The organism is Chloracidobacterium sp., from assembly GCA_016720705.1.
GTDB lineage: Bacteria > Acidobacteriota > Blastocatellia > Pyrinomonadales > Pyrinomonadaceae > OLB17.
On the sequence record JADKKB010000008.1, the window covers coordinates 80,384 to 93,019 of the forward strand.

Consider the following 12,636-nt stretch of genomic DNA (forward strand, 5'->3'; position numbering starts at 1 on the left):
TTGACTGCTGCTAACAAGACAATCTTTTTCCTGCTTTGTGCGTGCGTGATCGTTTCGACGCTCGCATACGGCACGGTCCATCAGCCGACGATCGCACTGTTTTACTTTGTGATCGCCGGAATGTTGGTCATTTGGGCGATCGACGGTTTTACAGGCAGTTCCGTCAAATACAGCACGAGCCTTATCCAAATACCGGTTTACCTTGCGGCGGCATACGCATTTCTTCAGATCATCCCCTTCGGTTCGATCGCCGAAACGGCCGGTTTAAGCGGCATACCGCGGACAATCTCGCTTGCTCCGTTTGCGAGTGAGGCGACAGGGCTCCATTTCATTGCCCTGGGCATTTTTCTCTCGCTCGCTCTTACATACATCGACAGCGCCGCACGCCTTAAGCGAATTGCCGTGGTGATCACCATATTCGGAGCAGTTTTCGCATTTTTTGCGATACTGCAATCGGTGCTGTCGCCAACCAAGATCTATGGCATATTCGAGCGTCCGTCGCCATTCGGTTCGTTTGTCAACCGGCATAATTTCGCTGCGTATATCGAAATGACGGCGAGCATCCCGCTCGGCCTGCTATTTGTCGGGGCTGTCAGCCGCGATAAAAAGCTGCTTTACATTATCGGCATCACGTTGATGTGCGTGGCTCTACTGCTGAGCGGTTCGCGCGGCGGTTTTATCGCTCTGCTTGCCGAGTTGATCTTGCTGATCTTTCTCACTACCCGCAGTCACGGAGTCAGAAAGGTCGCACTGCGCATCGCTCTTTCGCTACTATTGATCGGTGCGGTCATCGTCGGAGCATTTTTTGTCGGCGGTGAAACGTCTTTGTCGAGGTTTGCCGAAACTGCCGCCTCCAAGGACATCACCACCAATCGCACGCATATCTGGGCAGTCACTCTTAAAGCGATATCAGGCAATCTGCCATTCGGTGCGGGCCTCGGGGCATTTGCCCAGGCTTACACGCCCTACGATGACTTTAATGGCCTCGAACGCGTCGAACAGGCCCATAATGATTATCTCCAAGTGCTCGCTGACGCCGGCATCGTCGGAGCGTTGATAGGGCTAGCATTCCTGTTCCTGATTTACCGGAGCGCACGAAAGGGAATTGCGGTCCATAATCTATTTCGCCGCGGCATCGCGATCGGTGCACTTTCGGGGATCTTCGCGATCCTGATCCACAGCGTATTCGATTTTGTGCTTCATACCACGGCAATATCGATACTCTTTCTGACGCTAGTGGCAATGCTCACCGCCGCGTTGCGCAAATACCCCGACGACGAAAGTGATCCCGATCACCACGAACACCGCAAACGCCGTTCATCGACCAAGGTGGCGGAATTCAGCCCCAAACGTTAGAAGCACTTTTAAGTAAAGCCGAGTGTCCCAAATTAGTTAAATTTAATTTGAAACAGTTGGATTACACATTCTGTAACGCTAAGCCGTGTGATCGCTGTTATTTACAGGCGAAAAGTGTCCCTAATTAATTTCGCGTTTTTGCCGAATTTGGGACAGGCTAAATGCTCTGAATAAATAAGTTAACCTCCCAAAGTGTCCCTAATTAATTTCCTTCCCCTCAGGTTTTTTGCAGAATGTGCTCGGAAATGCCTTAACGTGTGTGTTTGTTGCATTTAGCGGAATTCTGCTGTTTCACAATACAATTTCCGGTATCCGAGTATTGCGATCCATCCGAATTGGGTCATTGTGCCGTCTGCATTCGGTATTTCTCAAATGAAGATTGCGAAATGCAAAAGCCTCGACCGTGCCAAAATTCGTGCCATAAATCGTGCCATTTTTGCACACGCGGTCCGCTTGTAACCCGTTGCCACCAGGGCATTTGCAGCCACAAATCGTGCCATTTTTACGTTGTGCAAGTAACACCGCTTCAAAAATGGCACGGCTGTTTTCCGGTAAACCGGCCCTTTTTCTTGCGGTTACAAACAGCGACTGTTGCTATTCCGTATTCGACATTCGTTATTCGCCATTTCTCCCGAGCTCTTTCGTTATTGCAGATATTTTCAAACATCAAACCCAAAGCGGCAGACCCTACCGTCCGAGCCTACAATACAATTATCTCACAGATATTGTGTATCATACAATATAGTATCTATGCAACAAAAAATAAAATGAGCTACAACTCGTCGCGAACAAAACCATTGATACCGACCGGCAACAGGTACAAAATGACGTTATCGTCGCCTCGCCGAGCCCCACGGACGGCGAACGGGCCAAAAGACATCACGCTTTCGCTCCATCGCATCGAAGTAGAAGGGCAATGTCAGGAGAAGTTTAATGAATGATCGCAGTACCGAAGTCGTGCCCCGCATCGCTGCATCGATACGCCGACCCGGATCGGTCAAACGGTCGAGCAGTATGGATTTGAAAGAGAATCGCAATATCGCATGCATGACCCCGTTGCTTCCTCTCCGATTGCTTCTCTACTACAGGACATATGATGTGCTAGCTACAGTGCGGCAGATTTTCGTTGCTTCACCATCGGAAACCGTGATAAGATTCCCAACAAAATCCAACAGAACAGGAGTCGAACTGCAAATGGCTACAACGATAACTCTTGAGATCGAAAAGTTTCTCGACCGGGATCAACCCGCGATTATCGAGGCGGTCGGATTTGACTGGCATCAGGCCAGACTTCCGAACGGCACCAATGGAGCGTTTAGCATTATTAAATATGTGGATAACGATTCGCCAGTGATCTTCCGCGCGGCTGTTAGCCGAAAGGTTTATCCGATGACTCTTTACATGCGAAGTGGCACCGCCAACAGAACGGAGATCTTTCAAGCAATTCGTTTGGAGGGTGCCCTGATCAACTCCGTCGATTACCTCGGCCGCGTCTCCGACGAAAAAAACGGCGAGACCGTAGAGATCACCGTGGACAGTTATAAGAGCCGTAGAATTTCCCAACGCTCGGACGGCGCATGGACCGATGGTTAGCCGCGAATGGACCGGCTTTTAGATAGTAAGATCCAACGAACATGGAGGCAATAGCAAATGGCTACAACGATGACGCTAGAGATAGAAAAGTTTCTCCGCAAGGGTGAAAAGGCGTAAAGATTCGGGGTCAAACATGCGATAGTGCGATTCTCTGTTTGTACTTCTCCTGAACTTTCTTCGATGTGCTTTCGAACTCCGGATCGGTCTTGCATTTCTGTCTCGCGGCGTCGAATCGGCGGCCGGCGTTTGACTGGTCGAGGCCGACGATCCCGGACATCTCCGTGATGGTCGCACCTGATTCCTTGCCGAACAGTATGAACACCTCCTTTGCTGTAATGATACGCTTATTCTTTCCGGATCCGAAGAAATTTTCCCGCTCCATTTTGAATACCTCTTCGATCACGTTCAGCAGCAGATCCGCATCAAAGGGCAACACGTCTCTGTGTTTGCTTGCCCATTTATCGGCTTCGCCCATTCGGTGGATCGTATCATCGACGAACTCTTCAGAACTGACGATCTTAACGTCTGCGTAGAATGTCTCGATATCGTCATCGGGCTGGTTCATGGCGGCTGCCATAAATGCAGCGTAGCGTTCGTGGGCCTTTCGCTTATGCGGGCCGAAACGCCGCAGCACCGGATCGACATCGATGACGCCATAAGGTTCGATGCCAAGATACGCCCGGTGGCTGCTGAATTCGTACTCGTCGGGCGTTGGGACCATATTCGCTCGAACAGGATTCAGATGAATGTACCTTACCAACTTCGCGAGATACGGGTCAGACTGGCAAAGTATCGATTTGTGCCGCCCTTGAAATAGATGGCCGACCTTGTGGTAACGCTTGTTGTAATACTGACTATAGCCCGTCAGCACCCGCTGCATGATCCGACCGACCGTCTCCGAACGACGCTCGATCAGCAAATGTAGGTGATTGGTCATCAGGCAATAGGCATAAACATAAAACCCCAAATTCTGTTTCGCCTTTTCGATGAGCGAAATGAACTTCATCTGATCCTCTCGCGAATGAAAAATGTCCTGCCTATCGTTACCACGCACGATCACATGATAAAGCCCGCCCTCGATCTCAACCCTAGGTCTCCTTGCCATTTGACAAGCACTCTACCACAACCTCATAAATCGCACAATCGCATGTCTGATGCTATGAAGTGTTGACCTCGCGGGAGTCGAGTTTTTGTGTAAACTCGAATTCTGACAAAAGAATAACAACCCGCGAGATCAACAATGGCAGTATACATTGGGGTTGACTTTCATCCATATGAGCAGACGCTTGCTTTTGTGGATGAAGCGGATGGAGAGATCAGATATAAGCGGTTTCTTCATAGCGATAAGGCGGGGATAAAGGCGTTTTACCGCAAGTGCGGAAAGGACGCGGTTATTGGAACGGAGGCCACGGGATCGCTGTGGTGGTTTGAGAAGTTGCTCTTTGACAATGGAATGACGCTCAAGATCGGAGACCCTAGGATGATCCGTCGAGCAGCATTATCGAGACACAAGAACGACCACAGGGATGCGGAGACGATCCTGGATCTATTGATGCCGGGACATTTCCGGCGATCACGCCGAGGAACGAGCAGAGCCGAGAGATGCTCGATCTGCTGAACTATCGTCACTCATTGGTGAGCAAGCGGACATCGGTGGTGAATCAGCTGCAGGCGTTCGCACGATCGAAGGGCTTGCCACGGTTCCGTTTGCCGGTGGTAAAGGCGAGAAAGAAGATCGAGGAGGTTGAGACGACACAGGTCGAGCGGCTTCTGGTCAGCTCTCGATTTGTTCTTTGCGACGAGCTGACACGCCAGATCAAGGCCGTGGAGGCGAGGCTCGAGGAAGAGGCGAATAAGGAAGAGCGTGCTCAATTGCTAATGACGCATCCCGGCATCGGGCTGATCAACGCCATGGCACTTGTTCACACGCTCGGCGATGTTCGACGCTTTCGCCGTAAGGAAGAGGTCGTGGCATTTGTAGGACTCGACCCGCTGGAGAAAAGCTCGGGCGAGACGAGGCGGATCGGTTCGATCAGCAAGCGAGGTTCGCGGCTCGCAAGGTACCTGCTCGGGCAGGCAGCCCAGGCAAGTCGCGATAAGAAGATACGGAAGTTCTATTCCGAGGTTAGCCGTCGTAGAGGCCGCCCGAAAGCAAAAGTTGCAGCGGCCCGTAAGCTTCTCATTAACTGTTATGTCATGCTTCGTGACAATATCAGCTACGAGGAGTTTACACGGCGGGGCGAAGTTGGTTTGTACGAGGGGTCAGGAGAGGTGACGGGGAAACCCGCTCAGTCTCTGAAGGTCTGATGGTACGGCCAGCCATCTCGATATAGTTCGAGATGAGCCGATCAGGTTTCATGTAGCCAGCCGCTCGAACGAAGCTGTGCACGAATAGATGATGGCATTCGCTAATTACAGCGGTGCGTATCTGAAAGAATCTAACTAATAATGGAGGCGCCGGTTGTTCTCTTTTGTCACCCAATCAAACGCACCAATCGCATCCCAAAGATGCCATAATACCCGTGCGCTTGACTTGAGTACTTACTTCATAGATGACCCCCTCTTTCATTCTAGAAATCGCAAAATACTATCATCTTTGCATCTCCTCAAAAAGAGCCGGAGGATTGACGGCAGAAGCGGTTTCGAGGTTTCGGCTATCGTCGGATTGAAACGCCCATATCAGTCTGCAATTAGTGAAATCCATCCGTTTTTGGCCAGTCGGATCAAGGACAAAGTCTGGCATGATCCGAAATTTGGCATATTTCCCATTTGGCGTCTTTACGAAGAATATTGATGGGGACCCCAAGGTCGTCTGTACACTGTTCTCGTAAATTTCGGGAGCCAACGCTACATTATCAAAATCCAAATTCAAAGAAATCGGAGCTGAACTGATGCCCCCTGGGTGCGGAACAGAAATGATAATCTGCGACGGAGAAGTTGGGTCGGTATTGATTATGAAATCAGCCTCCGGATCATTTTTGTTGGTTACCTCGCCCCGTCGAAAAGAAAACGCGACATTGCCCCCAAGATTATAGAAACCCTTAATAGTAGGGAGCGGTTGCCCAGACTCAATTTTGCGTAATTCGATCGTAATTGAACCATCACTTATGCAATTCTCACTATTACAACCGCTTTCAGCGTAGCCCTCCTTCCAAGCACGTATCGAATAAGAGTCACTTTTAGGATTGACCTCAAAAAGCCCATCTTCATTGGTCTTCACGAAAACCGGTTTGGGATTGTATGGCCCGTCAAAATTTCCCGATTCAACGGCTACCAAGACCTCTGACAAAGGTTTTTTTTCTCGTGAGAGAATTCTACCCTTTAACGTTTGATTGCTATATGACGTTAAATTCTTACAACCATTGCCATAGACTATCAAAAGTAACATCAACCCCTTGGTGGCGAGACTAATTAAACTTATTCTGGAAAGAAGTGGGGTCATCTATGAAGTAAGTACTCAAGTCAAGCGCACGGGTATTATGGCATCTTTGGGATGCGATTGGTGCGTTTGATTGGGTGACAAAAGAGAACAACCGGCGCCTCCATTATTAGTTAGATTCTTTCAGATACGCACCGCTGTAATTAGCGAATGCCATCATCTATTCGTGCACAGCTTCGTTCGAGCGGCTGGCTACATGAAACCTGATCGGCTCATCTCGAACTATATCGAGATGGCTGGCCGTACCATCAGACCTTCAGAGACTGAGCGGGTTTCCCCGTCACCTCTCCTGACCCCTCGTACAAACCAACTTCGCCCCGCCGTGTAAACTCCTCGTAGCTGATATTGTCACGAAGCATGACATAACAGTTAATGAGAAGCTTACGGGCCGCTGCAACTTTTGCTTTCGGGCGGCCTCTACGACGGCTAACCTCGGAATAGAACTTCCGTATCTTCTTATCGCGACTTGCCTGGGCTGCCTGCCCGAGCAGGTACCTTGCGAGCCGCGAACCTCGCTTGCTGATCGAACCGATCCGCCTCGTCTCGCCCGAGCTTTTCTCCAACGGGTCGAGTCCTACAAATGCCACGACCTCTTCCTTACGGCGAAAGCGTCGAACATCGCCGAGCGTGTGAATAAGTGCCATGGCGTTGATCAGCCCGATGCCGGGATGCGTCATTAGCAATTGAGCACGCTCTTCCTTATTCGCCTCTTCCTCGAGCCTCGCCTCCACGGCCTTGATCTGGCGTGTCAGCTCGTCGCAAAGAACAAATCGAGAGCTGACCAGAAGCCGCTCGACCTGTGTCGTCTCAACCTCCTCGATCTTCTTTCTCGCCTTTACCGCCGGCAAACGGAACCGTGGCAAGCCCTTCGATCGTGCGAACGCCTGCAGCTGGTTAACCACCGATGTCCGCTTGCTCACCAAAGAGTGACGATAGTTCAGCAGATCGAGCATCTCCCGGCTCTGCTCGTTCCTCGGCGTGATCGCCGGAAATGTCCCGCGCATCAATAGATCCAGGATCGTCTCCGCATCCCTGTGGTCGTTCTTGTGTCTCGATAATGCTGCTCGACGGATCATCCTAGGGTCTCCGATCTTGAGCGTCATTCCATTGTCAAAGAGCAACTTCTCAAACCACCACAGCGATCCCGTGGCCTCCGTTCCAATAACCGCGTCCTTTCCGCACTTGCGGTAAAACGCCTTTATCCCCGCCTTATCGCTATGAAGAAACCGCTTATATCTGATCTCTCCATCCGCTTCATCCACAAAAGCAAGCGTCTGCTCATATGGATGAAAGTCAACCCCAATGTATACTGCCATTGTTGATCTCGCGGGTTGTTATTCTTTTGTCAGAATTCGAGTTTACACAAAAACTCGACTCCCGCGAGGTCAACACTTCATAGCATCAGACATGCGATAGTGCGATTCTCTGTTTGTACTTCTCCTGAACTTTCTTCGATGTGCTTTCGAACTCCGGATCGGTCTTGCATTTCTGTCTCGCGGCGTCGAATCGGCGGCCGGCGTTTGACTGGTCGAGGCCGACGATCCCGGACATCTCGGTGATGGTCGCACCTGATTCCTTGCCGATCAGTATGAACACCTCCTTTGCGGTAATGATACGCTTATTCTTTCCGGATCCGAAGAAATTCTCTCTCTCCATTTCGAATACCTGTTCGATCACGTTCAGCAGCAGATCCGCATCAAAGGGCAACAAGAGCAATCGGGGTCACGCCTGCTAATTTGTCGATTCTCGATTGACGTTGTCATTTGGTCGAGATAGTAACATCGAGCAAATTGCGAGGAAAGCGAGGATCGAGGTCGAGGGCGGGCTTTATTATGTGACGACGAGAGGGGTGGATCGGAGGGACATCTTTCATTCGCCGGAGGACTATCGGAAGTTCGTTGCGCTGTTCGCCGCACAGAAGGCAAAGCTGCCATTCTATCTTTACGCATACTGCCTGAGGACCGATCACATTCATCTGCTAATCGAGCGCCTCACGGACGATATCGGGCGGATCATGCATCGCGTGTTAACGAGCGTGTGGTCGGTGCGTGAAGATGCGGCGAGGGCGGGGCGGAAATGGAAAGAACCCGGAAAGAACCCGGTCGCTATCGCTCCCGGTTCTGACAGGGGTTTGGCGTTCGCGTTTGCCGGAACGGAGCGGATGAAAAGAACCCAGTCGCTATGGCTCCCGGTTCTGACAAGAGTTTGGCTCCCGGGAAGATGGAGTCAGGAACTGCGATCCAAGCAATTCCGAGCGTTACCGCTTTTTGCACGGTGAGAAAAAATGCCGCCGAAGAGTTCGGCGGCATTTGGTTTCACTGTAGGTCGATCAAGACTCGGCTGTCTGGACGTCACGGGCCTCGATACGGCGGCGTTTGCGGGCCTGACGCCAGGTTCGGACGCCTTCGCCGGTCAGGCTGAGGATCGATCGTCGGTTATCAAGCAATAGTTTGACCCAAGCCCATTTGCTCATCTGCGGAAAATAGATGCCGCGAAAGAACAGTCGAGCGACCAGGTGGCTGATGCGAACATCGATCGGAGCGTGACGAATAGCATTGATCGCCTCGTAGTTGCGTTCCGGGCTGTATGAGCGTGACCACGCGTCAAAGGTCTCGTCCTTGGCATCCTCGATGGTCATCTTCAGAGGATTATGAGCCATTACGAACGGAGCGAATTCGAGCCAGTGTTTCGGGCGATGAAGCCGACCGGTCTTCTGCAAACGCGTGTAAAGCGGAGTTGCGGGAAACGGCGTCAATTGGCCAAAAACCGGAAGCCCCGGAGCCCAGCTTTCGATCTCGTCCACCGTTCTGTCGGCGACGCCGACCGTGTCATTGTCCATTCCAAAAATGAACGAAGTGATGGCGTAGATGTTACGTCGAGCCAGGCCGTCGAGCACGGCCTGATAATTGGCCGGTTTAGAAAACGTCTTGTTGACGTCCGCCATATTGGCCGGATCGATCGACTCCATTCCGATAAAGATCCATTTGCCGCCGGCCTCTGCGATCAGGTCAACGAGTTCTTCGTCCGCGAGCAAGTTAGCGCTGATCTGGGCTACCCACGGCAGCGTGGCACCGGCGGCGATCATATCGCGGAGCAGTCCTTTGAGCCGCTTTTTATTGATAGCCAGATTGTCATCAATAAAGAATACGGCGATCTGGCCTTTTTCCTTTCTAGCGCGTGCCTTTAGCCGCAGCAGTTCGTCGATCACGCTCTCATTGGTGCGAAAGCGGATCGAGTCGCCAAAAAATCCGGTCACGGTACAAAATTCGCAGCCGTAAGGGCAACCGCGTCCGGTCTCGATCGGAACTACAAAGAATTTGCCCCAGCCCGCTCCCGCTTTGGAAAGTGGGCCTTGCAGAAACTTAGGTACGAGTGAGAATTGGTCGAGATCCAGCGTCTCCCAGGGGATATGCGGGTATGGCTGTAGGTCCGGCTTAAAATCATTACCCTTTTCGTCCACCTTAGGTTGATAAACCTCTTTGAGGTTGCCGCTAGCCGCATCTTCGACGATCTGAGCCCAATACTCATCCGCTTCGCCGAGAGCGACGGCATCAGCGTGACGCGGGCCGCCATCCTTGCCAAGTGCCTCGTCCGGACACTCTGTAACGTGCGGGCCGCCCATTACGACCTTAAAGCCCTCTTCGCGGAGTGCGTCGGCGACCTTGTAGGCACGGGCCACCATACGGGTCATTGCCCCGATGCCGACTAAGCCAATATCGTTATCTTTGCAAAAACGAACAAGCTCAGGGCGCGTCATTGCCTTGGCGTTTCCGTCGATAAGGATCACTTCGTGCCCAGCAGGCGTCAGTGACTGGAGCAGGAACATCCAAAGGTGCGGCATAAAATTGCGCGTAATGCCGTTGTCCGGATTATATAAAAGGATCTTCATTCTTATTTATCGCTTTGGTAAAACTGGTTATCGGTTGCCGATGTCTCGGCAACCCAAATGGTAGATACTGCGTTTTCGTCTATTTGAATCTGCAAAGTTATTGCTTATATTCTCACGAATTTCAGAAAATATCTATTTAAGAATAATTCTTCGGATAATAGAAAAGAATGCAGCGTCAGGCAAAAAGCGTCTGAGCGTAAGGATTCCCTTAGTGTTTACGCCGTATCTTAGCCGCTTTGTGCCGTCGCTGACGGCTTCGTAAATCTTTTGGGCGACAACCGCCCCGTCGGGTGCAGTTTCGCCGGCACGCAGCATATTTGGCATTGCCCGGGCGGTTATCGCGTCATAAGCAGTCAAGCCTTCCTTGTGGGTGAGGTCCTGCGAGCGGTCGTAAAAATCGGTTCGGATGGGGCCCGGTTCGATGACCTTAACGCGAATGTTAAATTGTTCGAGCTCGTATTGCAGCGATTCCGAAAACCCCTCGACGGCCCACTTGGTCGAATTATAAAGGCTGTAGAGCGGAAAGGTCATTCGGCCGCCGACCGACGCAATATTGACGATCGTCCCGCGTTTTTCGGAGCGAAAATACGGCAATATCTCGCGGCAAACGTTCATAAGTCCAAAGACATTGGTCTGAAACTGCTTTTCGATCTGCTCCGGCGTTGCCGCCTCAAATGCTCCGGTCAGGCTGTAACCGGCGTTATTGACCACGGCGTCGATGCGGCCAAATTTTTCGATCGCCGCAGCGATCGCGGCACGGATCGATCCCGGGTCGGTCACGTCAAGGCGTATACACTCGATATCGACGATCTGTTTGAGTTCGTCGGCACTCTCGGGATGACGCATAGTCGCCGCGACCTTCCAGTTCTTAGCCTGAAATAGCTTGGCCGTGTGCAGACCAATGCCACTCGACGATCCCGTTATTAGCACAACTTTGTTCATATATGAAAATTTACCACAGAGTCACAGATAACACGGATAACAAAAGCCAGGCGTCGTTAACTCTTTAACTATTAACTGCGAGATCCTGAATTCCGTTTTGGAGGATAGTCCGCCGAGAGATCTGTGCATCTGTGATGAATTTTCTTTGTGATAAAATCGAGTGTATGAAGTTCCTGCATATCGCAGACGTGCATCTTGGGTGTACACGGTACCAACTTGCCGAGAGCCCGAGGGATTTTTTCGACGCGTGGGTCGATGTTCTGCGGCGTTATGCCATCGACGAAAAGGTCGATTTTGTCATAATGTGCGGTGATTTTTTTCACAAGCGAATTGTACCGCCCGAGACGATGAATTATGCCGTTGAAGGCCTCAAAATGGTGAAAGATGCCGGGATCCCGGTCATCGCGATCGAGGGCAATCACGATCAGAAATACAATGACAGTGCATTTAGCTGGCTGCGTTCGCTTGCCGCCTGGGATCTGATGATCCTGCTCGAACCGCGAACAGTCGAGGGTAAAATGGTCTATGACGAATGGAACGCCGACGCCCGCAGCGGCGGATACATTGATATAGGACGAGCTAGGATATTTGGCTCGGAGTGGTACGGTGCGTCCGGAAACTGGGCGATCCCTATGCTGACCGATGCGATCGCCGATAGTCGCCGCGACGGTGCATTTCATCTATTGATGCTGCACACCGACGTCGAAGGGCATCAGACCCATCCGATACCGGCACTGTCGATCGATGCACTAAAACAGCTAAAGTCGGTGACCGAATATGTCGGGCTTGGCCATACACACAAGCATTACGAGATCGACAACTGGGCATTCAATCCAGGGTCGATCGAGATCACGAATATCAGTGAGTTTCGCGAAACGCGGGGCGTATTTGTCGTCGAGGTCGGCGAAGACAATACGGTCGATGCGAGACATATCGAGGACTATCATTATCGGCCGTTTCAACAGCTACAGTTTAATGTGACGGGCTATGCTGACGCGCGAGCGGTGACCGAAGACATCCTCAAACGCGTCGATGTCGAGGCTCGACGGGCAGAGGACGGCAAACCGCAACCCATCATTGAGATCAGTCTTCGTGGACAGCTTGGATTTCCAAACTCGCTACTCGAGATGACCAAGATCCGCGATCAGGTCCGGGCAATGACCGGTGCACTACACGTCCGGATCAAGAATCATACGGTGCCGGCGGAGTTCGTTGAGACTGATGACACCGCCGACGATATCGGCCGGGAAAAATTAGAACGCCGCGTGGTCGAAGATCTGATCAACCGCGATAACCGTTATAAAACGAGATCTGACGACGTGACGGACGCCGTGATCGGAGCCAAACGAATGGCGCTCGGTGACGACGAACCGCAGAAGATCGCTGATTTTTTAGCCGTAAAACTGGGCTAGGCCGC

General features: G+C 51.5%; 13 protein-coding genes. 6 read left to right on the forward strand and 7 right to left on the reverse strand.

What is annotated here, in order from left to right:
• Complete coding sequence (locus IPQ00_17830; GenBank protein ID MBL0242427.1) at positions 1 to 1,356, forward strand: O-antigen ligase family protein; 1,356 nt, start codon at positions 1 to 3, stop codon at positions 1,354 to 1,356.
• Positions 1,357 to 2,186: 830 nt separating this feature from the next.
• Here the strand turns inward: IPQ00_17830 and IPQ00_17835 are convergent.
• Entirely contained in the window at positions 2,187 to 2,405 is a 219-nt protein-coding gene (locus tag IPQ00_17835) for a hypothetical protein (protein ID MBL0242428.1), read from the reverse strand.
• Between the two features lie 145 nt (positions 2,406 to 2,550).
• Here IPQ00_17835 and IPQ00_17840 point away from each other — a divergent pair, with 145 nt between their 5' ends.
• Positions 2,551 to 2,949: a hypothetical protein gene (locus tag IPQ00_17840; GenBank protein ID MBL0242429.1), complete on the forward strand. Its 399-nt coding sequence runs from the start codon at positions 2,551 to 2,553 to the stop codon at positions 2,947 to 2,949.
• Positions 2,950 to 3,076: 127 nt separating this feature from the next.
• Here the strand turns inward: IPQ00_17840 and IPQ00_17845 are convergent, their stop codons facing one another.
• Positions 3,077 to 4,054, reverse strand: a complete 978-nt coding sequence (locus IPQ00_17845; protein ID MBL0242430.1) for a transposase — start codon at positions 4,052 to 4,054, stop codon at positions 3,077 to 3,079.
• Between the two features lie 135 nt (positions 4,055 to 4,189).
• Here IPQ00_17845 and IPQ00_17850 point away from each other — a divergent pair, with 135 nt between their 5' ends.
• Entirely contained in the window at positions 4,190 to 4,567 is a 378-nt protein-coding gene (locus IPQ00_17850) for a transposase (GenBank protein MBL0242431.1), read from the forward strand.
• The gene (locus IPQ00_17855; GenBank protein MBL0242432.1) at positions 4,552 to 5,256 is read left to right on the forward strand and encodes an IS110 family transposase; all 705 of its coding nucleotides are present in this window, start codon (positions 4,552 to 4,554) and stop codon (positions 5,254 to 5,256) included. The genes IPQ00_17850 and IPQ00_17855 overlap by 16 nt, the downstream gene beginning before the upstream one ends.
• A gap of 283 nt (positions 5,257 to 5,539) precedes the next feature.
• Here IPQ00_17855 and IPQ00_17860 read toward each other — a convergent pair whose 3' ends face one another.
• The 3 genes from IPQ00_17860 to IPQ00_17870 all read right to left on the reverse strand — a co-directional run bounded on the left by IPQ00_17860 (position 5,540) and on the right by IPQ00_17870 (position 8,104).
• On the reverse strand, positions 5,540 to 6,391 hold the full coding sequence (locus IPQ00_17860) for a hypothetical protein (protein MBL0242433.1): 852 nt from the start codon (positions 6,389 to 6,391) through the stop codon (positions 5,540 to 5,542).
• A gap of 245 nt (positions 6,392 to 6,636) precedes the next feature.
• Positions 6,637 to 7,704, reverse strand: coding sequence for an IS110 family transposase (locus tag IPQ00_17865; GenBank protein MBL0242434.1), 1,068 nt, complete (start codon positions 7,702 to 7,704; stop codon positions 6,637 to 6,639).
• Between the two features lie 85 nt (positions 7,705 to 7,789).
• Complete coding sequence (locus IPQ00_17870; protein ID MBL0242435.1) at positions 7,790 to 8,104, reverse strand: hypothetical protein; 315 nt, start codon at positions 8,102 to 8,104, stop codon at positions 7,790 to 7,792.
• Positions 8,105 to 8,138: 34 nt separating this feature from the next.
• On the opposite strand from IPQ00_17870, the gene IPQ00_17875 reads away from it, so the two are divergent.
• On the forward strand, positions 8,139 to 8,666 hold the full coding sequence (locus IPQ00_17875; GenBank protein MBL0242436.1) for a transposase: 528 nt from the start codon (positions 8,139 to 8,141) through the stop codon (positions 8,664 to 8,666).
• Between the two features lie 51 nt (positions 8,667 to 8,717).
• Here IPQ00_17875 and IPQ00_17880 read toward each other — a convergent pair whose 3' ends face one another.
• A complete protein-coding gene (locus IPQ00_17880) occupies positions 8,718 to 10,277 on the reverse strand; it encodes a B12-binding domain-containing radical SAM protein (GenBank protein MBL0242437.1) in 1,560 nt (519 codons plus the stop codon).
• A 132-nt stretch (positions 10,278 to 10,409) separates the two neighbouring features.
• Positions 10,410 to 11,219, reverse strand: coding sequence for an SDR family oxidoreductase (locus IPQ00_17885; protein MBL0242438.1), 810 nt, complete (start codon positions 11,217 to 11,219; stop codon positions 10,410 to 10,412).
• 164 nt (positions 11,220 to 11,383) lie between these two features.
• Here IPQ00_17885 and IPQ00_17890 point away from each other — a divergent pair, with 164 nt between their 5' ends.
• Positions 11,384 to 12,631, forward strand: a complete 1,248-nt coding sequence (locus tag IPQ00_17890; GenBank protein MBL0242439.1) for an exonuclease SbcCD subunit D — start codon at positions 11,384 to 11,386, stop codon at positions 12,629 to 12,631.
• Positions 12,632 to 12,636 lie beyond the last annotated feature (5 nt).

Excerpts from the sequence above, each read along its gene's own strand:
- IPQ00_17865 (MBL0242434.1), bottom strand. The coding sequence starts at position 7,704 with ATGGCAGTATACATTGGGGTTGACTTTCATCCATATGAGCAGACGCTT.
- IPQ00_17890 (MBL0242439.1), top strand. The coding sequence starts at position 11,384 with ATGAAGTTCCTGCATATCGCAGACGTGCATCTTGGGTGTACACGGTAC.
- IPQ00_17835 (MBL0242428.1), bottom strand. The coding sequence starts at position 2,405 with ATGCATGCGATATTGCGATTCTCTTTCAAATCCATACTGCTCGACCGT.
- IPQ00_17885 (MBL0242438.1), bottom strand. The coding sequence starts at position 11,219 with ATGAACAAAGTTGTGCTAATAACGGGATCGTCGAGTGGCATTGGTCTG.
- IPQ00_17840 (MBL0242429.1), top strand. The coding sequence starts at position 2,551 with ATGGCTACAACGATAACTCTTGAGATCGAAAAGTTTCTCGACCGGGAT.
- IPQ00_17855 (MBL0242432.1), top strand. The coding sequence starts at position 4,552 with ATGCTCGATCTGCTGAACTATCGTCACTCATTGGTGAGCAAGCGGACA.
- IPQ00_17845 (MBL0242430.1), bottom strand. The coding sequence starts at position 4,054 with ATGGCAAGGAGACCTAGGGTTGAGATCGAGGGCGGGCTTTATCATGTG.
- IPQ00_17850 (MBL0242431.1), top strand. The coding sequence starts at position 4,190 with ATGGCAGTATACATTGGGGTTGACTTTCATCCATATGAGCAGACGCTT.
- IPQ00_17880 (MBL0242437.1), bottom strand. The coding sequence starts at position 10,277 with ATGAAGATCCTTTTATATAATCCGGACAACGGCATTACGCGCAATTTT.
- IPQ00_17860 (MBL0242433.1), bottom strand. The coding sequence starts at position 6,391 with ATGACCCCACTTCTTTCCAGAATAAGTTTAATTAGTCTCGCCACCAAG.